Consider the following 19,270-nt stretch of genomic DNA (forward strand, 5'->3'; position numbering starts at 1 on the left):
TATCCCGCATTAACGGGCAGTAAGACCCCCATCTCAAGATTCAGAGAGAAACAAGGAAGGTAGGTGGGGGATCAACTTCCTGTAAAAGCCCGATTGGTTCAACTAATAATCAGTGGGGGATGAAGAAAATCCCCACTGATTAAAGTTTTCCTTTATTAAGCGAGCAATCTTTATGGAATATAGTAGGAGGGTAGATAGTGATTACAATAGAGAGAATTGAGGAAAAAGATATCCCGCATCTTATACATTTATCCGAATTAGTTGGATGGGATTATAGTTTAGAAGAAATCAAAACAATTTTCCAATCAGGAATTGTATATGGTGGGAAGAATATGAAAGGTGAATGTATTGCCAGTGCAGCTATTATCTTATATGGAGAGAAGTTAGCTTCTATTGGCATGGTCATTGTACATCCGCAGTATAAAGGAAAAGGGATTGGCAGAAGAATAACAGAGGCTTGTATAAGAAATGTTTCAGAAAAGACATCGATTATGCTTATTGCTACAGAAGAGGGAAAACCTTTATATGAAAAAATAGGTTTCCAAGCGGTTAGTCATGTTTCGAAATATATATGCAATCAATATGTATTTCCTAGAGGCTACGATAGAAATGAGAAACATATTTTTATAGAGTATGATAAGGGAGATAGTAATGGAATTGTGAAGTTAGATGAAGCTGCGCTCGGGGTAAATAGACGCAATTTTATACAGAGAAGAATTGAACAATCTGAACAATGTGTGGTTGTAAAAGACAAAGAAAATAATATTGTAGGATATGGAATGAGCGTGCAAACTCCAGAAAATAGAATTATAGGACCGATTGTTGCGCCGAGTGATAATATCGCAACTACAATTGTTCATCATTTGGCAAAAGACTATAAGGGAAGACTTAGAATTGATGTACCAGAAGGAAAAGAACTTTTTATGAAAGTGCTCGAGACAGCTGGATTTCAAAAGGTAAATCAACCACCAGTTATGATGAAAAACAGCACTCAATTTTTGGAACGAAATGGTGGATTATATGGCATTGCTGCGCAGATATTCGGTTGAAAAAAGATTCCTTTTAAAAAAGGAATCTTTTTTATTTATAAATGCGATTTTTTCTACTCACGGTATTGATCATGAATAGGAGAAAATAAATCTTCCTCGACATCTCTCACAACAGAAAAATGATCCACATTATAATGACCATGTAGTGTTTTATTATGATGGTCAATAATTTGCTTGGCTGATAAAATCGTAGAATCATTTGTGGAATGACCGTTTTTGATTAAAGTGACGTCAAATCCCTGTACAGTTGCTGTTCTAACGGCGGTATCAATACAATGTTCGGTTTTGCAACCACCGATAACAAGATGGCCAATTTCTTTTTCTCTTAAAATCGTATGTAAAGAGGTGTTATAAAATGAATTGGTTGCTTGTTTGTCTATGATTTGTGCTGCATGAGGTACTTTAATTTCCTCATGTATTTGAAAGCCTTTCCCCACACCCGAAGCAACATCAGTATCTCTGACGAAAATAATAAAAGCATTGGATTGAATTGCTTTTTGAATGGCTATATTTATGTTCGTTAATAATTGATCTTTATGAAATACTGCAGATTCTTGTTCGTTACCATCAATCAGTTCTTGTTGAGAATCAATAATTAATAGAGCTTGTTTCATTACATTTCTCCTTTTTATCTCGTTATTTGTGAGTAATGATCTTTTGGTCTCAATGTTCAGAATATATCAAGAGAGACAGGTGCGGAATGAAGAAAATTCCCGCCAAATAAAGTTACACTTTATTTATTTCTTGATGCGGTAGATGAATCCTTTTTATATAGGGGATTATTTCATTTTCTTTATCTTCACATCATGTAACACCTTACAATATAACCAAGGTGAGGGAAAGAAAGTGAAAATTAGCGAATCATCTAATGTTGTTTTTATCTATTCTCAAGAAGCCTGAAAACCTGTATGATAGGAAGTGGAGAATTTTTTGGTAGGTGGGAACAGCATGCAAACAGTACAAGATTATCTTTCATTTTTACATACAAAAGGATTTAAATTATCAGAGGATGCACAAGGGTTTATTATGTTTGGTCAAGGGTATACGGGTGCATCTGATGGGCTTGTGAATGCAGCAATTGAGGCAACAATTAAACATCAATTGCAATTTGATGGCAGTTATTTTATCGCTTTATTAGAGCGTTTGAGGGAAGAGAAAATTACTGATAAAAAAAGCGCAAAGGCTTTTATGCGGACGTTACAAGCATAACATCACGCAGCCTGCGCTTCTTTTTTTGCTTTTGAAGGAAGTTCAACGAAGATCATACCTAAGAAAATACAGAGACAACCAAGTACTGCGGGAATAGAAAGCTGTTCGTTTGCGACAAGAACACCTGTTAAGGCAGCAAAGACAGGTTCCATTGCGAAAATAATGGCAACTCTCGTTGGAGAAGTATGTTTTTGCGCAGCTGTTTGAATAAAAAAAGCGATGGATGTTGCGAATAGGGATGTTGCAAGTAGAGCAAATAAAAAAGCGGAATTCGTCCATAAAGAGATTGAAAATAACTTTTCCCAGTCCTCGAATAAAAAAGCACAAATGGAAGAAAAAATTCCAACAGACAATACTTGGGATGTGCTCAATAATAAAGGGGATATCTTTTTAGAAAAGACCCCGTTGATGAGAATATGCGCTGCAAAGGCAATTGCACAGCCGAGAACGAGTATATCACCAATATTTAATTGAAAAGAATCACCAGCGGTTAGTAAATATAGACCCGCTGTTGCAGTAATAATGCCAAGTATGATAAAAGGTGTAGCTTTTTGTTTTAAAAAAACAAACGAAAGAATGGGAACCATAACAATACTGAGTCCAGTTAAAAATCCAGCTTTAGAAGAAGTAGTATAGAGTAATCCAAATGTTTGCAATAAATAACCGACAAATAAGAAAAATCCGACAATTAAACCAGCAATGCTACTATACTGAATTTCTTGTTTTGAAGTTTGTTTCGAGAATATAAATTGGACAAATAATAAAATGATTCCAGCAAGTAAAAAGCGAACACCATTAAAAGTAAATGGTCCAACAAATGACATTGCATTTTGAACGACAACAAACGTGGCCCCCCAAATAAAGGAGACAAATAATAAAGCGAGAGGAGCAATCCAACCTTTTTTCACATTAAAACCTCCATTAATTTTTTAAAATGGCTTTTCTTGCTAATTCATCGGCAACTTTGTTTTGACTACTAGGAATCCACTTTATAAAGAAAAGATCAAATTTATTTATGTACTGTAGTGCTTCTTCTAAAAGTGGTGCGTATATTTTGTTCTTTGCATACTCTTTTTCCACAGCACGCTCAACAAGCTGTGAATCTGTACGAAAAGAGACAATGTTATAATTATGTTCTGTGCAATATTTTAATGCAGCGAGTAATGCATGGTACTCAGCTTCATGGTTGGACATGGTTCCAAGTGGTAGTGATAGTTGCACAGGTGGCTGAACACCTTTAATAAAAACTCCAGCACCAGAAGGACCGGGATTTCCTTTTGATGCACCATCAATATATACTTCAATCAAAATTGAATACCTCCATTATTATATAGCATTCGTTGATAGTAATCCCTCACCTAATTGTAAAGATGAGGGATAGAATATGAAAAAAGGCACTTTATCCAATTGTAATGCTGTAGCGGCATGTAAATGTTTCATTTGCTTGTAAGGGTTGTACGCCTTTTTTCTCTTTGAAATCTTTTGCTGGTTCTACTTCGTCAGCAATCCCATACCAAGGTTCGATACATAAGAAAGGAGCGTCAGTACCTGATGTCCAAACACCAACGAATGGGAAACCTTCAAATGCTACTTTGACAAATTTATTATGTTTATGAGAGCGAATAGAAATTTCATTTGTATTCATATTTTCAAAAATAAGGGCGTCATTTTTGAATAAATCGTATGTAAGTGGTAATTCTGTCTTATTTTCAACAACCAATTGTTTTTCTTTTGATAGAAATGGTCCTTTTAAAACGCTTGTTTCTAAATGTTCAGGGCCATTAAATGATAAATGGTAGTCTGTAAATGATTCACCTTCTATTAAAGGACAATTGAACCCTGGATGTGCTCCGATAGAAAATAACATTTCTTTTGAAGTAGGGTTAATCACTTCATAAGTAACATGTATATTTTGCTCGTCTAGTTCATAAGAAACATACAACTCAAATTCATACGGATATTTTTGTAAAGTTTCTTGATTATTAGTAACTACATAAGTAATTTTTGTTTCACTTTGCTCTTTTACCGAGAATATAAGGTCGCGAGCGAACCCGTGTTGTGTTAATGAATAAGGCTTACCATCTACATAATATGCATTGTCCACTAATCTACCGACAATTGGGAATAAAATTGGTGCACGGCGCCCCCAATATTTAGGATCTCCTTGCCATAAATATTCTGTATTGTCTTCTTTTAAGCGAACGCTCTCTAGTTCAGCACCTTTTTCAGAGATGGAAACGATCACTTTTTCATTTTGAATTATTGCTGTCATGAAGTGAAACCTCCTAAACCTTTCATATACTTTATTATACGCGGTCTATAAGGGAAAGGATAGTAAATGATAGGAATCTATTGACGAATGGTTGACTATTGCGTACAATGTAAATTTGCTGTTTAAAAACGAATCACGTGGTTCGGGACCATCCCACGTAAAAAAACTAAGGAGATTTTGTCATGAAAATAAAAACTATAGTTGGTAATGGTATTTTAGCAGCGTTATATATTGCTGTTTCTGCACTTATTCAGCCATTTGGCTTTACGAATGTACAATTTCGTATTTCGGAAATGTTTAATCATCTCGTGGTATTTAATAAGAAATCAATTTATGGAATTGTCTTAGGTGTATTTTTAACAAATCTCTTTTTCTCACCTATGATTGGGTATGATTTAGTATTTGGAGTAGGACAATCCATTCTTGCACTTCTCGCTACGATTATTTCTATGCGTTTTATTAAGGGTGTTTGGGCTCGTATGATTTTTAATACAGTTATCTTTACAGTTACAATGTTTATGATAGCGATAGAACTTCACCTTGCATTTGAACTGCCATTTTTATTTACATGGCTTACATGTGCAGCGGGTGAATTTGTGGTAATGGCTATTGGTATGCCTGTTATGTATTGGATTAATAAACGAGTACAATTTGAAAAAGTGATGTAAAGAATAAACAAAGAGGCTGAACCAAATCGGAATGATTGGGTAGCCTCTTTATTTATATATAAATAAGTACTTTTGATTCATTACACTAAAATTAATTTACGGGTAGTAAGAGTTAACAAGGGTGAAGGTGAAAATTACCAGTAAAGTAAATGAGATTCAGAAAAAGATAGCATTTGTTGGATTAGGAACTTTAACGATTGTGATATTATTAAGTATTTTTTCTTATTATAAAATAACTAAATATTCATTTTTTGATCGAGGCTCATTAAAGTTTCACTATATAAAGGAGCATCCTATTTAAAAATTTATGGGTGGAGAGTAAGAATGTTCCAGCTTAAATTTAAGGTAGTAATCTAATTTAATTTTAGTTAAGGGGGCTATTCACAATATGAATTGATTCATTCGCATACAATACAGTGACTCTTGGTAAAATATAATAAAATAAAAATACGAATTCTTATATAAGGGGAAATTAACATGAAATATAAAATATGTTGGGTGTATAAAACAAAATCGAATCTTCAAACAGAATTAATAACAGATTATATGAACATAGAAGAGGCACTTCAATTTGCAACTGATTTTGAGAAAACTGGAAGAGTAAAGCAACTATTGTTTTATGATGAAATGGGAGCGGAATGGACGCTTAAAGAGATGAATAAGCTCGGTAAACAAATAGAAGAGGAGCCACAAGATATTCGTATTTACTTTGATGGGGGATATGATCTGCAAACGAAAGAGGCTGGAATTGGTATTTGTATTTATTATAAAAAAGGTCAGAAGGTGTATCGAGTTCGTCGAAATGCATATATAGACGGCATATATGATAATAATGAAGCGGAATATGCAGCGTTATTATATGGAATGAATGTACTAGAGGAATTAGGAATCAAATATGAACCGGTTACACTACATGGTGATTCTCAAGTCGTACTTCAGCAACTAGCTGGAGAATGGCCGTGCTACGATGAACATTTGAATCATTACTTAGATCAGATTGAACAAAAAGCAAAGAAGATGAAATTAAAGCTTGTCTGTGAACCAGTGTCAAGGAAACAGAATAAAGAAGCACATCAATTGGCCACGCAAGCATTAGAAGGAACAGCAATCGATAGCCATAAAGAAATATTGGAATAGAGAGGTGCAGGGGTGAATAAGAAGCAGCTCATTACAGAAGTAAATGATTTGTTAGAAACATACTGTGAAGGATGTTTTTTACAGGAACACTATCGAAAGTCACATAGTAAATACTATGCCCATTCTTTTTGTATTCGGCAGTGTACTGTCGGAGAAAAGTTAAAAGCATATGGAGATCAATTATCGTAAAAAGCATCCAGAGGTATCTCTGGATGCTTATTTAATGTTTCGCTTCTTTCAATTGATGTTCGCATAGACTTAATTTTTTTTCTTCATTCATTAAAAAAGGTTCGTCTAAATCTGTCGCAACAGATTTCATTGTTTCAAGCTGAGAACGTGCAGATTCGACTGCAATTGTCGCATGTTGTAATGACTCGGGATCCATTGTAATTGTTGCAGAGCCTACCATTTTTTGCGCTGTTTCTACGCGGAATTTTACTTCTTCAAAATCATTCACATGTGAGCTCACTATCATCAATTCCTCCTTTGTATTCTGTCGCATTTCACATAGTTTTTACCCTGCAAAAAGGAAATATACAAAGGAATAACAAAGGAGGTTACCAAGTAAGGTAACCCCCTTTTATATGTTGGATTAAAGTTTTACTACGTTAGCAGCTTGAGGTCCACGGTTTCCTTCAACGATGTCGAAAGATACTTCTTGACCTTCTTCTAAAGATTTGTAGCCTTCGTCTTGAATAGCTGTGAAATGTACGAATACATCATCAGCGCCTTCAATCTCGATAAATCCAAAGCCTTTTTCATTGTTGAACCATTTTACTTTTCCTTGCATGTTACAATTCCCCCTAAAAAACGATTACTTTTTCATTTAGTAAAGTTCATTTGAAATATTCGCGAATTCATAAAAATAAAAAAATTATATTATCGAATATTCTGCTAAATGATAGTTTTAATATACATGAAATGGTAGATTTTAGTCAAGTAAGCGGTTTTAAGTTTTTGTATTTTTAAATAATTTTTTACGCAAGTTTTTTTATGGTATAGGACAAGCTCTTTTTCTAATATGTTTAAGTGAGTACTGTACATAATGAGGTGAGAGAATGAATCAGTCTTATTTATTGGATAATGAAGGAATGAAAACGAGGAAGGATATACCAATATGGGTTTCTGAGGAATTTGGAAATTTTTCTAATGTTGTATTGGATCCATCGTTTCCTTGTTATTTTGGTTTAACAGCCTTAAAGAAGAATGAACTTCGCTACTCATTCTTGTCTCATGATGATTGGAATCATTTACCACAAACGATGTGTTCTTTTTTGGAGTTGATGAACGAACGACCTGTTGTAAGAAGAGGTTTTTTTCTATTTGTAGAACCGGAATATGAAGAACGATCACTTGAGTATTATCGTTCTTACTTTTGGAAAGTGCTACAATATTTACATGAAGCAGATGAACAGCCATGGCCTGAAAGAATCCCAGAAAATCCAGATCATTACTTATGGGAATTTTCATTTGGTGGGGAGCCTATGTTTGCTTTTGGAAACGCTCCTGCTTATGAACAAAGAAAAACGCGACATTTAGGAAATTCACTCATTATAGGATTTCAGCCGCGAATTATATTTGACGGTTTAGAAGGAGATCGGCCCAAAGGTGCTTATTCGCGGCAAATGGTCAGAGAACGGGTGGAAAAATGGGATCAATTGCCGAAACATCCGAATATCAGTCATTATGGTGACCCAGAGCATCGTGAGTGGAAGCAATATTTTATTGGAGACGATATTCAACCGATTACAGGTAAATGTCCATTTCATCATAAAATAGAGAAGTGAAAGCCGCCTATGGACGGCTTTTTTGCATATTTTGGATAAAAAAGGACATTTTAATGGTGTATATTTTTTGAAAAAGATAGTCTATATTTTGTCGTGTTTTCATTAGCTAATATAAAAGGAGTAGGAAAGGATAGAACTATGTTTGGAGCGATTATACAACAAATTGTACTAGGTATTTCATTGGCTGCACCAGTAGGACCGATTAATATTGAAATGTTAAAAAGAGGGATTGAACGTGGGTTTTGGCACGCCTGGCTTGTTGGAATAGGGGGCATGAGTGCAGATGTTTTATTTATGCTTCTTATTTACTTTGGATTGTCTTCTGTATTTATGTATACATATGTACAGGCATTTATGTATTGTATAGGTTTTTTCTTACTGTTTTATTTAGGATTTCAAAGTGTAAAACAAGGAATTTTACATTCAAATATGGAATATAATCAAGAAGAGGTAGGAGGACTTCATCAATCCTATATGGCAGGTTTTTTCATTGCGGTATCTAATCCATTAAATCTTGTCTTTTGGTTTGGTGTATATGGAAGTACGCTTAGTTCACTGCTTACGAAAGTCACAAAGCAGGAGGCGTTTTTATATAGCCTTTGCATCATTGGTGGTATTATTTTGTGGAATTTAAATATCGCTTTTTCTGTTCATTTTGGACGAACTCTACTTAAGCCAAAGGCACTCGGTTATATTACATTGGGAGCTGGTTTCATTTTAGTCGGGTACTCGATTCACTTTGCTTATAAAGCCTTACAGTTGTTCATATAAGACCGAAGGGGAGATTTTTATGTATCGCACCACAGTTAATGGAAAAGAAATTATCATTACATTAGCGCCAAAGATTAGAAAAGAAATAACGGATAGGAACCCTTTATATGAGGCTGTTCTTCAAACTGTTGAAAGATTACTTCAAACAAAGCAATTAACATTTGCTGTAAATCATGAAGTGTTGGGACTTATAATTGGAGAAGTGCAGAGAGGAGAAGTAACTGTCTTTGCAGTTGAAAATATTATACCGAAACAAAATATATTTGGTTCGAATGATTTTTTCTCTACAATAGAGCAACGAGCTAATTTATAATATAAAGAGAGTAACATAGATAAGATAGAAAGGGTCGTAACGATATGTTACGGCTGTTTTTTCGAAGAAAGGGGATAGGATGAATGAAAAGAGTATGGAAGGAGTTTTTTTTACAACATGATATTATCATTATGCTTGGGGTAATGATTCTTTTTATCATTATTTTGCAAATGCAATTATTTACAGGAATAGCGGGTATATCATGTCTTGCTGGTATCATTTTTTATACAGTGAATGAATATGTTACGCATCGATTTTTATTTCATATGAAGCCTCCAAAAAATCCATTTTTACTGAAAATGTTAAAGAGATTACATTATGACCATCATGTGTATCCTGATGATTTAAAATTATTATTTTTACCAGCTTGGTATAGTCTGCCAGGGTTTGCGATTTATTTGTTCATTCTATATGGGATCACAAAAGATGTAACGATTACACTCTCATTTGGAATAGGAATGATTATAATGTTACTTGTTTATGAATGGAAACATTATATAGCACATAGACCAATTCGTCCGTTGACTCGTTTTGGTAGATGGTTAAAAAAAACACATATTTTGCATCATTATAAAAATGAAAATTATTGGTTTGGTGTGTCGAATCCAGTGTATGATTTTTTATTTGGTACGTATAAAAATGGAAAAGATGTTGAATTAAGTAGGACGGCACGAAACTTAGAAAAAGAGAAAAATAAGGAAGTAGTGCGATGAGCGCTACTTCTTTATTTTGCAAAAATATATTAAGAAATTAGAAAAATATGCCGAAAAATGTCTATCGAAAAATCTTTGCAGAGGAGAAGAGATTGTCTAAAATAAATATAAAGTTTCTGAATATTTGTGAAATTTATATTTTTGTAGAGGAGAGGGAGAATTTTATTTAAAGAATGAAGGAGAGGGGAGAGAGCGAATGAAACGAGATAGTTCGGCACGTAAGTTACAAGGGGAGGTAAATTATACAGAAGTCGTTCAATCAGAAGAATTTCAATTATTGCTAGAAAAGAAGCGGAAATTTATTGTTCCGATGAGTATTTTCTTTTTAAGCTTTTTTATTGCATTGCCGATTTTAACTTCTTATTCAAAGGTATTAAATACACCAGTATTTGGTGATGTGACATGGGCTTGGGTTTTTGCTTTTGCACAATTTGTTATGACGTGGGCGTTATGTATGATCTATAGCAAAAAAGCAGAATCGTTCGACGAGACTTCACAAAAGATTCTTCAAGATATACAAAAAGGGAGGGGATAAACTTGAATACAACGGCGTTTGCACTATTTTTGATTATCGTCCTTGGTACGCTCGTCATTACATACTATGCATCGAAAAAGACGAAAAATGCGAATGAGTTTTATACGGCAGGAGGAGGCTTGACTGGGTGGCAAAATGGTCTGGCCATTGCGGGGGATTATATGTCAGCTGCTTCTTTTCTTGGAATTGCAGGGGCAATTGCATTAACTGGATTTGATGGGTTCTTTTATAGCATAGGCTTTCTTGTTGCTTATTTAGTTGTATTATATCTTGTTGCCGAACCACTTAGAAACTTAGGGAAATATACATTAGCTGATATGATTGCAGCTCGTTTTGATGCGAAAAAGGTACGCGGAGTTGCAGCTTTAAATACGATGACAATTTCAATTTTCTATATGATTGCACAACTTGTGGGAGCAGGAGCACTTATTAAATTATTATTAGGAATAGAATATACGACATCTGTTTTAATCGTTGGGACGTTAATGACGGTATATGTAATTTTTGGAGGTATGACAGCGACGAGTTGGGTACAAATTGTCAAAGCTGTTTTACTAATGGCAGGAACATTTGTTATTTCAGTAATCGTATTTGCAAAATTTAATTTTAGCGTGACAGAAATGTTTGCGCAGATGAAAACCGCAACACCTCTAAAGGAAGCTTTTTTAAATCCAGGTGTGAAATATAAGGATGGTTTAGATACGCTTTCTTTAAATTTAGGTCTTGTTCTTGGGACAGCTGGTTTACCTCATATTCTTGTTCGTTTTTTCACTGTTCGTGATGCTAAAACAGCACGTCAGTCTGTTGTATATGCAACATGGTTAATCGGTGCATTTTATATTATGACGATTTTCCTAGGCTTTGGTGCAGCTGCATTTGTAGGGAATGCTGCGATTATTCAAGCAAACCCAGCTGGTAATATGGCAGCACCTTTATTAGCAAAAGCACTTGGTGGAGATTTCTTATTTGCTTTCGTTTCTGCAATTGCATTTGCAACGATTTTAGCTGTTGTGGCAGGTCTTGTATTAACAGCAGCTTCTGCATTTGCACATGATTTTTATAATGAGATCATTCGTAAAGGTAAAGCAACAGAAAAAGAACAAGTATCAATGGCGCGCTATGCTTCAATTGGGGTAGCGGTATTATCTATAATTTTAGCGCTATTTGCTCAAACATTAAACGTTGCATTCCTTGTGTCGTTAGCGTTTGCCGTTGCTGCAAGTGCGAACTTACCGGTTATTTTGTTTACAATTTATTGGAAGCGTTTTAATACAACAGGAGCGATTTGTGGAATGGTTGTTGGTTTAGTTTCAGCTATTGCATTAGTGGCACTGAGCCCAAATGTTTGGAGTCCTGAGGCTGGAAAAGCAATCTTTGTTGGAGAAGCGTTATTCCCTTACACAACACCTGGGATTATTTCTATTCCACTTGGATTTTTAGCAGCGTACTTAGGAACAATTTTCTCAAGCAAGAAAGAAGATGCAGCGAAGTTTGATGAAATCCTTGTCAAATCTAACACAGGTCATGGGGTTAGTGATGTGTCTATGCATTAAGAAGAAAGAGAGCTTTCCAGTTTCTTGGAGAGCTCTATTATTTTGGGGTTTTGCTTAAAAATATTACGCTGCAGTTGGTAGGATTTGTTTCGTTCATGTGGAATGAAAATAAATAGAGAAAACTTTATCTCATCATGGCACCAATACAGCTTGAAGAAATATAAGTTGTTTTGGAAGGTGGAATGTATGGTGAAAACAAAACAAACAGATATGTTATTAGCAAAGGATGAAAAGTATGTTTGGCATGGCATGCGCCCTTTTAGCCCAAATAGCACTATGGTTGGGGCAAAAGCCGAAGGATGTTGGGTGGAAGATATAGAGGGGAAACGATACTTAGATGGTATGAGTGGGCTTTGGTGTGTGAATAGTGGGTATGGAAGAAAAGAACTTGCTGATGCAGCGTATGAGCAATTGCAAACACTATCATATTTTCCAATGTCTCAATCACATGAACCCGCAATTCAGCTTGCTGAAAAGTTAAATGAGTGGCTTGGAGGAGAATATGTTATTTTTTTCTCTAATAGTGGATCAGAAGCTAATGAAACGGCCTTTAAAATTGCAAGGCAATATTGTGCACATAATGGGCAACCACATCGTTATAAATTTATGTCACGTTATCGCGGTTATCATGGCAATACAATGGCGACGATGGCAGCGACAGGACAAGCGCAGCGTAGATATCAATATGAGCCGTTTGCGTCAGGATTTTTACATGTGACGCCGCCAGATTGTTACCGAATGCCAGGGGTGGAATCGCAAAACATTTATGATATAGAGTGTGTGAAGGAAATTGACCGTGTTATGACGTGGGAGCTAAGTGAAACGATAGCTGGATTTATTATGGAACCAATTATTACAGGTGGTGGTATTTTGATGCCACCTCAGGATTATATGAAAGCTGTTCATACAATTTGTCAAAAACATGGAGCTCTACTTATTAGTGATGAAGTAATTTGTGGTTTTGGACGTACTGGAAAAGCGTTTGGTTTTATGAATTATGATGTAAAGCCTGACATTATTACAATGGCAAAAGGGATTACAAGTGCATACTTACCATTATCAGCAACAGCAGTGAAGAAAGAAATTTATGAAGCGTTTAAGGGGACTGGAGAATATGAATTTTTCCGGCATATTAATACGTTTGGCGGGAATCCAGCTGCTTGTGCATTAGCACTTAAAAACTTGGAAATTATGGAAAATGAAAATTTAATCGAGCGTTCTGCACAAATGGGATCGCTTTTATTAAAACAGTTAAAGGAAGAGATTGGAGATCATCCGTTTGTTGGAGACATTAGGGGAAAAGGGTTATTAGTTGGTATGGAGTTAGTAAATGATAAAGAGACAAAAGAACCAATTGATAATGATAAAATTGCAAGTGTAGTGAATGCTTGTAAAGAAAAAGGGTTAATCATTGGACGTAACGGAATGACAACAGCAGGTTATAATAACGTGTTAACATTAGCACCACCGCTTATTATTTCAAGTGAAGAAATTGCTTTTGTTGTCGGGACATTGAAGACAGCAATGGAACGTATTTCATAGTAAAAAGCAAGCCGTATAATGGCTTGCTTTTTCATTTTGCTACAACTGTCTTATGCACTTTGTTTTAATTGTCTATCTTTTACGCCAAATGAATATTTTAACATTGGCGGTGTAATCATTGTAGTTAAAATAACGACGATAACGATTGCTGTAAAGTAATCTTGTGCTAGTAGTCCAGAAGTAAGCCCCTGTCCTGCAATAATAAGAGCGACTTCACCACGTGAAACCATACCAGATCCGATAATTGTAGAAGATTGGAAATCAAATCCTGTTATACGTGCTCCGAATCCGCAACCAATTAGCTTTGTTAACACAGCAATGATTGTTAATACTAAGATAAACCACACTTTATCTCCAATCCCTACAAACGTAATGTTCATACCGATACTTACAAAGAAGATTGGGACGAACATTGCATAGGCAATTGGTTCTACTTTCTTTTCTACTTCATGTTTATAATCCGTTTGAGAAATTGCAATACCTGCTGCAAATGCTCCGATAATACCAGCGATTCCTAATAGTTCGCCAAAATATGCAAAAGCGAAACAAATGATAAGGGCTGCACTAATAATAGATTCTGATACGCGTAGTGGCGATAACCAGCGCATAATCATTGGAACACCTTTCCAACCAATTAAGATAATAGATGCGAAGAAGACCACTTTTTTCAAGATGATTATAGTTAAGCTTACATCAGCTGATCCTAGGAAACTCATAGCAAATGCTAGTAAAATAACAACAAGAATATCATCAAAAACAGCCGCACCTAGCATCGTTGTACTTTCACGCGTCTTCATTTTTCCTAAATCACGAAGTGTTTGTACAGAAATACTAACACTTGTTGCACATAGAAGTAATCCTAAAAAGACCGCATTTGCTTGTTCCATTCCCATCACAAGACCTGCAACGTAACCACCTACAAATGGGAGAACGATACCACCAACAGCAACAGCTAACGAAGAATTACGATTTTCATTTAGTTCTTTTAAATCTGTTTCTAGACCTGCCATAAACATAAGAAGAATAACTCCTACTTGACTTAACTGTGTGAGTAAGTCGGAGTTGTTAATTAAACCGAATACTGCTGGACCTATTACAATACCAACGATTAATTTTCCGAGTACGGAAGGTTGACCTAATCTGACACTAATGTCACCAGCAATTTTTGTACTTAATAAAATTAACGCAATTTGAAAGAAAAATTCCATCTCATCTCCCCTTTTCCTTTTAGTTTTTTTATTATACGATTTCTCGGGATTTGCTTAATGTAAAACAATATGTAACACACATTAAACAAGAGGTCTTTATACGAGTTCTTTTGAACTTGTAATTTGAACTCGTGATAAATATATAATAATTTTCAAGAAAAATCAATGCTAAATTGGCATATTTTAATTTGGATGATTTATTTTGAATAAGGAATATATGTCTATATAATGAAGGAGACGAAAAAGAAAAATAAATTTGTTTTTAAGAAATTAATTTATTTGATAGAAATGGAGTAAGAAATATGTTATTTAATCAGCGGTTTACAATTGGCGAAATGGCGAAAATGCATAATGTTGCAGAATCAACATTGCGATATTATGACGAAAAAGGGATTTTCCATCCATCGGTTGTTGATCCACAAACAAATTACAGATATTACACAATTGATCAATTTTCGCTCTTAGATACAATTAAATTTTTACGTCAGTTAAATATTTCTTTAAAGGAAATAAAGAAGTATATTGATGAAAGAAATCCATCTTATGCTTTAAATTTGCTGGAAAAACAACAAGAAATGATGTTGAAGAAACAAAGGGAAATTGAATATTCGTTAGCAAAAATAAATCATAAAATCGAAATGATGCAAGAAGCTACCGCATCAAAAGTGAATCATGTAACATTTAAGAAATTATCAAAAAGAAAAATTACTGCATTGTCAATTGCACCAAATGTAACGGACGATATGCTCGAGTATTATATACATTCGCTTCAAAAAAATATGAAGCAAATTGATGATAGTTTATTTTCAGGGGATATTGGCGTAACAGTGTCAAAAGAGGGCCTTTTTCAAAATAAATTTCAAGAATATAACAGCATTTTTATTTTGCTGGATTATATGCCATTTCAAGTGGATACTGCAGCTGCTATTCAAGAAGGAATGTTTGCCTGCTCCTACCATCATGGTCCATATGAAGAAACAGATGGGACTTATAGGGAGTTGTTAAAAACAATTGAAAGAAAAGGATATAAAGTATCAGGAGATGCAATTGAGCTTGCATTGATTGACTGGTCTGTGACGGAGAATCCAGAAGAGCAGGTTACAGAGATACAAATTCCAGTAATAAAGAGGAAGTAGCGGTTGTATAACAAAAATGTATTTTTATTCTCGCTTGACTTTCAAGTAACTTGAAGGTTTAAAATGTGAACAGAGAATTGTAAAGGAGCATTTTGTTATGGAAACAACTGAGAAATTAAGAGATAAACCAATAAAAAGTTTATTTCTATCATATTTAATACCAGCGGTTCTTGGAATGGTATTAATGTCCGTGAATATTGTAATCGATGCCGTTATGATTAGCAGGGGCGTCGGAGCGAATGCTTTAGCGGGAGTAAACGTTGCTATCCCGGCCTTTTCCATTTTCTTTTCTATATCATTGTGGATTGGAATGGGCGGAGCTACACTATACTCCATAGCGTTAGGTGAAAATAAAATTGAGCGAGCGAGATCAATTTTTACACAGTCTATGACAGTAGCTGTGGTAATTGTTGGTGCTTTAATGGTCATCTGTTTATGGAGAATAGAAGATTTAGCTTATTTATTTGGAGCTAATGAAGTAATTCTGCCGTACGCATTAGATTATCTAACTGTATTATTAACATTTGGAATGATATATGTACTAGAAAATATTTTAAGTACGTTTATACGAAACGATGGCAATCCAAATTTAGCGATGGCAGGACTTGTTGTAACAGCGTTATTAAATATTGTTTTTGACTATATTTTTATTTTCATATTTGGCTGGGGGGTAACTGGTGCAGCTGCAGCTACAATTTTATCTGCAGCAATTGGTTTTCTTGTTTTATTAAGCCATTTCTTTAGAAAAAACAGTATTTTAAAATGGACGAAATTTCATTTTGAATGGGATACAGTTAAGCAAATCATGGTGATTGGTTTTCCGAGTTTTACAACAGAGATAACAGTAGCAATTGTAACGATTGGCTTTAACATAGCTTTTATTCAATATGCTGGAGAACTAGGGGTCGCTTCTTATGCGATGGTAAATAGTATTCACTCAATGACTTTGTTATTGTTCTTTGGTGTTGGAGCGGCTTTGCAACCAATTGCAAGCTTTCATTATGGTGCAAATTTACCTGAGCGGTTAAAAGAAGGACTAAAATTTGCAGTGAAAACAGCTGTTGCACTTGGATGTGTAGCAATTGTGATAGGGTTATTCTTTGGGAAATATATCATCGGATTGTTTGATGTTCAGTCGACAGAATTACTTACGTTAACGGTAAACGGGATTAGTCTTTTCTTTATTCAATATGTATTTTTAGGCTATAACATCGTGTACGGAGAATATTTTCAGTCAGTAAGACAAACGACAAAATCAGTCTTAATTATTTTAAGTCGCGGATTATTATTTATTATTCCATTGCTTTGGATTATGCCAAAACTGTTTGGAGTGAACGGAATTTGGCTTGTAATGCCGGCTGCGGAATTATTAACAGCGATTATTGTATTTGGAATGAATCGTATTTATAATCCGGTATCAGTACGAAATATAGAAAGAAAACATGTGGCATGATAGAAATCCCCTTAGCGTATTTAAGGGGATTTCTTATTTTTTAGGCTAATTGCAAAAGAGCCTTCAGTTTCTTGTACAGAAGCAAATGCAATGTTTTTTATATCTTCAAATCCTTTTTCTAGTAACTCTTTCCGAAGCCATTTTTCATTTTTATGAATTAATTTTAAATTATCGTATTGAATTTGTGCATCAACGATAAGGGCAATTGGTAATCCTGCATATTTTACATCTATATGCATATCTTTTGGAGTGAGAGGGACAAGCTCTCTTTTTGGTAAAATACTAATGGCGCCATTGGCTTCTAAAATGGCATATTCGATTTCATGTACGCTAGGATATCCTGCTACGCGAAGATTGGAAAGTAATTCGGCAATGGGATATCTACTTTTTTTTAGATTTTCAAAAACAATATCGCCATGTTTAATTAAAATAATGGGGTGACCGAGAATAAAACGATTTAGTTTATTTAGCAAGCTTAATTTTGTAATAAAAAGATGGAGACATGTAATCACAATCATACCTACAATAGCTTGCAAAGCATTATCAACGGGAACAGCTCGAAAAGCTAAATAGGATAAAAAGATAATTGCCCCGAAATCGTGTGGTGTAAGCTGTGCGAGTGCTGATTTTCCTAGTAGTTTAAGCGAGATAAGAAATAATAAAAAGAATAATGTTACATTACATAAAAAAACAATCAATGTTTGCACCCCTTAATGCAAATTCACATTATAAATTGTGTATACCTTATCCAATATTCCCTTATTCATTATAAATATTACTTTTTGATACTGAATTAGGATATCTTTGGAAATTGAAACTATACAAATAATTGCGAGGATATTATGATGAAAACATAGAAAAAGTAGGGGTAAATATGAATGTACAAGAAGAAAAAGTTAATAAGGTATAGTTTAATTTTGATGATGATTATAGTAGGTTATATGGGTGTTTTACAATACAACATTTATAAACATGGCCATATGAAAGCGCCAGATGATGTAGACTACATGATTCTTTTAGGTGCGAAGGTGAAAGGAACGGAGCCTTCCTATTCTTTACAATACCGCATCGATAAAGCCGCGGAATATTTAAAGACACATGAACAGACGATTGTAATTGTATCTGGTGGGAAAGGAAAAGGAGAGGCTATTTCGGAAGCGCTAGCTATGAAACAAGGATTAATGAAGCAGAATATTGCAGAACAAAGAATTATTATGGAAGATCGTTCAACAAATACAGACGAGAATATTGAATTTTCAAAGGTACTTATTCCAGCAAATAAGAAAAAAGGGATGATTGTTACAAATGACTTTCATATGTTTCGAGCTAAAAAAATTGCTATAAAACAAGGGTTGAAGGTAGATGGACTTGCCGCTAAAACGCCAAAACCTATTATCATTCAGTCGAATGTTCGGGAATATTTTGCGATTACACAGTATTGGCTACTGAATCGCATATAGCGATAAATCTTACAAAAATGTAATCTGAGTGAAAGGTAAAGCGATAGTTCCTAAAGTAGTTGCATGACATAATAAAGGTAACAAAAACAACGAAACTTTAGGGGTGAATCGTATGAAAGGCAATAATATTTTATCTTCTCTTTGTTACTTTAGTCTTTTCTTTGCACCATTTCTATTTCCAATCATCGTCTACTTTATTGCAGAGGAAGATGTGAAATATCATGCGAAAAAAGCATTGTGGACACATATTTTCCCATATGCAATTTTGTTTGGCGGAATAGCACTTTCGGGTGTATTCGGTTTAAGTTTTGGAGAATCAGCAAGTGTTGGAATTGGCATGATTGTAACATATGTAACGTTTGCAATTGTAGGAATTTATTATTTCGTTTGGAATATTGTAAAGGGTGTTAGAGTATTGAAAGCAGCTTAAATAACTGATTATGTCAGGAACGAAAGAGGACGAA

The 19,270-nt window shown here is 34.6% G+C and carries 24 protein-coding genes and 1 riboswitch; of the genes, 16 read left to right on the forward strand and 8 right to left on the reverse strand.

Annotated features, from left to right (window positions below; all coding sequences use genetic code 11):
- The first annotated feature begins 197 nt into the window (after positions 1-197).
- On the forward strand, positions 198-1,049 hold the full coding sequence (locus tag QRY57_RS09710; RefSeq protein ID WP_286017286.1) for a GNAT family N-acetyltransferase: 852 nt from the start codon (positions 198-200) through the stop codon (positions 1,047-1,049).
- A 53-nt stretch (positions 1,050-1,102) separates the two neighbouring features.
- Here QRY57_RS09710 and QRY57_RS09715 read toward each other — a convergent pair whose 3' ends face one another.
- Positions 1,103-1,663, reverse strand: a complete 561-nt coding sequence (locus QRY57_RS09715) for an isochorismatase family protein (RefSeq protein WP_286017287.1) — start codon at positions 1,661-1,663, stop codon at positions 1,103-1,105.
- A gap of 334 nt (positions 1,664-1,997) precedes the next feature.
- On the opposite strand from QRY57_RS09715, the gene QRY57_RS09720 reads away from it, so the two are divergent.
- A complete protein-coding gene (locus QRY57_RS09720; RefSeq protein WP_026591799.1) occupies positions 1,998-2,258 on the forward strand; it encodes a DUF6123 family protein in 261 nt (86 codons plus the stop codon).
- A gap of 2 nt (positions 2,259-2,260) precedes the next feature.
- Here QRY57_RS09720 and QRY57_RS09725 read toward each other — a convergent pair whose 3' ends face one another.
- The 3 genes from QRY57_RS09725 to QRY57_RS09735 form a co-directional block, all read right to left on the reverse strand.
- Positions 2,261-3,166, reverse strand: coding sequence for a DMT family transporter (locus tag QRY57_RS09725; protein WP_090692374.1), 906 nt, complete (start codon positions 3,164-3,166; stop codon positions 2,261-2,263).
- Between the two features lie 13 nt (positions 3,167-3,179).
- On the reverse strand, positions 3,180-3,566 hold the full coding sequence (locus QRY57_RS09730; RefSeq protein WP_090692371.1) for a reverse transcriptase-like protein: 387 nt from the start codon (positions 3,564-3,566) through the stop codon (positions 3,180-3,182).
- A 91-nt stretch (positions 3,567-3,657) separates the two neighbouring features.
- A complete protein-coding gene (locus QRY57_RS09735) occupies positions 3,658-4,530 on the reverse strand; it encodes an aldose 1-epimerase family protein (RefSeq protein ID WP_286017288.1) in 873 nt (290 codons plus the stop codon).
- Positions 4,531-4,661: 131 nt separating this feature from the next.
- A riboswitch (PreQ1 riboswitch) is annotated at positions 4,662-4,706 on the forward strand.
- Positions 4,707-4,712: 6 nt separating this feature from the next.
- Here QRY57_RS09735 and QRY57_RS09740 point away from each other — a divergent pair.
- The 3 genes from QRY57_RS09740 to QRY57_RS09750 all read left to right on the forward strand — a co-directional run bounded on the left by QRY57_RS09740 (position 4,713) and on the right by QRY57_RS09750 (position 6,524).
- Positions 4,713-5,198: a QueT transporter family protein gene (locus tag QRY57_RS09740; RefSeq protein ID WP_026591795.1), complete on the forward strand. Its 486-nt coding sequence runs from the start codon at positions 4,713-4,715 to the stop codon at positions 5,196-5,198.
- Positions 5,199-5,675: 477 nt separating this feature from the next.
- On the forward strand, positions 5,676-6,335 hold the full coding sequence (locus QRY57_RS09745) for a ribonuclease H family protein (protein ID WP_090692364.1): 660 nt from the start codon (positions 5,676-5,678) through the stop codon (positions 6,333-6,335).
- A gap of 12 nt (positions 6,336-6,347) precedes the next feature.
- Entirely contained in the window at positions 6,348-6,524 is a 177-nt protein-coding gene (locus QRY57_RS09750) for a zinc-finger domain-containing protein (RefSeq protein ID WP_286017289.1), read from the forward strand.
- A 31-nt stretch (positions 6,525-6,555) separates the two neighbouring features.
- Here the strand turns inward: QRY57_RS09750 and QRY57_RS09755 are convergent, their stop codons facing one another.
- Positions 6,556-6,804, reverse strand: coding sequence for a DUF2564 family protein (locus QRY57_RS09755; protein ID WP_026591793.1), 249 nt, complete (start codon positions 6,802-6,804; stop codon positions 6,556-6,558).
- A 123-nt stretch (positions 6,805-6,927) separates the two neighbouring features.
- The gene (gene cspD, locus QRY57_RS09760) at positions 6,928-7,125 is read right to left on the reverse strand and encodes a cold-shock protein CspD (RefSeq protein WP_026591792.1); all 198 of its coding nucleotides are present in this window, start codon (positions 7,123-7,125) and stop codon (positions 6,928-6,930) included.
- A 268-nt stretch (positions 7,126-7,393) separates the two neighbouring features.
- Here cspD and QRY57_RS09765 point away from each other — a divergent pair, with 268 nt between their 5' ends.
- From QRY57_RS09765 to QRY57_RS09795, 7 genes are all read left to right on the forward strand, one after another.
- Positions 7,394-8,122, forward strand: coding sequence for a YqcI/YcgG family protein (locus tag QRY57_RS09765; RefSeq protein ID WP_208016866.1), 729 nt, complete (start codon positions 7,394-7,396; stop codon positions 8,120-8,122).
- A 138-nt stretch (positions 8,123-8,260) separates the two neighbouring features.
- Positions 8,261-8,893, forward strand: coding sequence for a LysE family transporter (locus QRY57_RS09770; RefSeq protein WP_026591790.1), 633 nt, complete (start codon positions 8,261-8,263; stop codon positions 8,891-8,893).
- Positions 8,894-8,912: 19 nt separating this feature from the next.
- On the forward strand, positions 8,913-9,206 hold the full coding sequence (locus QRY57_RS09775) for a cytoplasmic protein (RefSeq protein WP_090692350.1): 294 nt from the start codon (positions 8,913-8,915) through the stop codon (positions 9,204-9,206).
- An 83-nt stretch (positions 9,207-9,289) separates the two neighbouring features.
- On the forward strand, positions 9,290-9,919 hold the full coding sequence (locus QRY57_RS09780; protein ID WP_286017290.1) for a sterol desaturase family protein: 630 nt from the start codon (positions 9,290-9,292) through the stop codon (positions 9,917-9,919).
- Positions 9,920-10,115: 196 nt separating this feature from the next.
- Positions 10,116-10,454 (forward strand): DUF485 domain-containing protein, encoded by a 339-nt coding sequence (locus QRY57_RS09785; protein WP_026591787.1) that lies wholly within the window; start codon positions 10,116-10,118, stop codon positions 10,452-10,454.
- A gap of 2 nt (positions 10,455-10,456) precedes the next feature.
- The gene (locus QRY57_RS09790; RefSeq protein ID WP_286017291.1) at positions 10,457-12,007 is read left to right on the forward strand and encodes a solute symporter family protein; all 1,551 of its coding nucleotides are present in this window, start codon (positions 10,457-10,459) and stop codon (positions 12,005-12,007) included.
- Positions 12,008-12,193: 186 nt separating this feature from the next.
- Positions 12,194-13,549, forward strand: coding sequence for an aspartate aminotransferase family protein (locus tag QRY57_RS09795; protein ID WP_098301739.1), 1,356 nt, complete (start codon positions 12,194-12,196; stop codon positions 13,547-13,549).
- A 50-nt stretch (positions 13,550-13,599) separates the two neighbouring features.
- Here QRY57_RS09795 and QRY57_RS09800 read toward each other — a convergent pair whose 3' ends face one another.
- Positions 13,600-14,757, reverse strand: coding sequence for a cation:proton antiporter (locus QRY57_RS09800; RefSeq protein ID WP_286017292.1), 1,158 nt, complete (start codon positions 14,755-14,757; stop codon positions 13,600-13,602).
- A 302-nt stretch (positions 14,758-15,059) separates the two neighbouring features.
- Here QRY57_RS09800 and QRY57_RS09805 point away from each other — a divergent pair, with 302 nt between their 5' ends.
- Both QRY57_RS09805 and QRY57_RS09810 read left to right on the forward strand, forming a co-directional pair.
- On the forward strand, positions 15,060-15,893 hold the full coding sequence (locus tag QRY57_RS09805) for a MerR family transcriptional regulator (protein WP_286017293.1): 834 nt from the start codon (positions 15,060-15,062) through the stop codon (positions 15,891-15,893).
- A gap of 97 nt (positions 15,894-15,990) precedes the next feature.
- The gene (locus QRY57_RS09810) at positions 15,991-17,346 is read left to right on the forward strand and encodes an MATE family efflux transporter (protein ID WP_208016874.1); all 1,356 of its coding nucleotides are present in this window, start codon (positions 15,991-15,993) and stop codon (positions 17,344-17,346) included.
- A 20-nt stretch (positions 17,347-17,366) separates the two neighbouring features.
- On the opposite strand, the gene QRY57_RS09815 is transcribed toward QRY57_RS09810, so the two are convergent.
- Positions 17,367-18,044 (reverse strand): DUF421 domain-containing protein, encoded by a 678-nt coding sequence (locus QRY57_RS09815; RefSeq protein ID WP_286017294.1) that lies wholly within the window; start codon positions 18,042-18,044, stop codon positions 17,367-17,369.
- 180 nt (positions 18,045-18,224) lie between these two features.
- Here QRY57_RS09815 and QRY57_RS09820 point away from each other — a divergent pair, with 180 nt between their 5' ends.
- A complete protein-coding gene (locus QRY57_RS09820) occupies positions 18,225-18,806 on the forward strand; it encodes a YdcF family protein (protein ID WP_286017295.1) in 582 nt (193 codons plus the stop codon).
- Between the two features lie 112 nt (positions 18,807-18,918).
- Positions 18,919-19,236, forward strand: coding sequence for a magnetosome magnetite crystal formation protein family (locus tag QRY57_RS09825; RefSeq protein WP_026591779.1), 318 nt, complete (start codon positions 18,919-18,921; stop codon positions 19,234-19,236).
- The last annotated feature ends 34 nt before the right edge of the window (positions 19,237-19,270 follow it).

The sequence above is a fragment of the Bacillus arachidis genome (assembly GCF_030285945.1).
Lineage (GTDB): Bacteria > Bacillota > Bacilli > Bacillales > Bacillaceae_G > Bacillus_A > Bacillus_A arachidis.

Excerpts from the sequence above, each read along its gene's own strand:
- QRY57_RS09735 (WP_286017288.1), bottom strand. The coding sequence starts at position 4,530 with ATGACAGCAATAATTCAAAATGAAAAAGTGATCGTTTCCATCTCTGAA.
- QRY57_RS09810 (WP_208016874.1), top strand. The coding sequence starts at position 15,991 with ATGGAAACAACTGAGAAATTAAGAGATAAACCAATAAAAAGTTTATTT.
- QRY57_RS09775 (WP_090692350.1), top strand. The coding sequence starts at position 8,913 with ATGTATCGCACCACAGTTAATGGAAAAGAAATTATCATTACATTAGCG.
- QRY57_RS09785 (WP_026591787.1), top strand. The coding sequence starts at position 10,116 with ATGAAACGAGATAGTTCGGCACGTAAGTTACAAGGGGAGGTAAATTAT.
- QRY57_RS09825 (WP_026591779.1), top strand. The coding sequence starts at position 18,919 with ATGAAAGGCAATAATATTTTATCTTCTCTTTGTTACTTTAGTCTTTTC.
- QRY57_RS09770 (WP_026591790.1), top strand. The coding sequence starts at position 8,261 with ATGTTTGGAGCGATTATACAACAAATTGTACTAGGTATTTCATTGGCT.
- QRY57_RS09745 (WP_090692364.1), top strand. The coding sequence starts at position 5,676 with ATGAAATATAAAATATGTTGGGTGTATAAAACAAAATCGAATCTTCAA.
- QRY57_RS09795 (WP_098301739.1), top strand. The coding sequence starts at position 12,194 with ATGGTGAAAACAAAACAAACAGATATGTTATTAGCAAAGGATGAAAAG.
- cspD (WP_026591792.1), bottom strand. The coding sequence starts at position 7,125 with ATGCAAGGAAAAGTAAAATGGTTCAACAATGAAAAAGGCTTTGGATTT.
- QRY57_RS09765 (WP_208016866.1), top strand. The coding sequence starts at position 7,394 with ATGAATCAGTCTTATTTATTGGATAATGAAGGAATGAAAACGAGGAAG.
- QRY57_RS09820 (WP_286017295.1), top strand. The coding sequence starts at position 18,225 with ATGTACAAGAAGAAAAAGTTAATAAGGTATAGTTTAATTTTGATGATG.
- QRY57_RS09805 (WP_286017293.1), top strand. The coding sequence starts at position 15,060 with ATGTTATTTAATCAGCGGTTTACAATTGGCGAAATGGCGAAAATGCAT.
- QRY57_RS09780 (WP_286017290.1), top strand. The coding sequence starts at position 9,290 with ATGAAAAGAGTATGGAAGGAGTTTTTTTTACAACATGATATTATCATT.
- QRY57_RS09800 (WP_286017292.1), bottom strand. The coding sequence starts at position 14,757 with ATGGAATTTTTCTTTCAAATTGCGTTAATTTTATTAAGTACAAAAATT.
- QRY57_RS09720 (WP_026591799.1), top strand. The coding sequence starts at position 1,998 with ATGCAAACAGTACAAGATTATCTTTCATTTTTACATACAAAAGGATTT.
- QRY57_RS09740 (WP_026591795.1), top strand. The coding sequence starts at position 4,713 with ATGAAAATAAAAACTATAGTTGGTAATGGTATTTTAGCAGCGTTATAT.
- QRY57_RS09715 (WP_286017287.1), bottom strand. The coding sequence starts at position 1,663 with ATGAAACAAGCTCTATTAATTATTGATTCTCAACAAGAACTGATTGAT.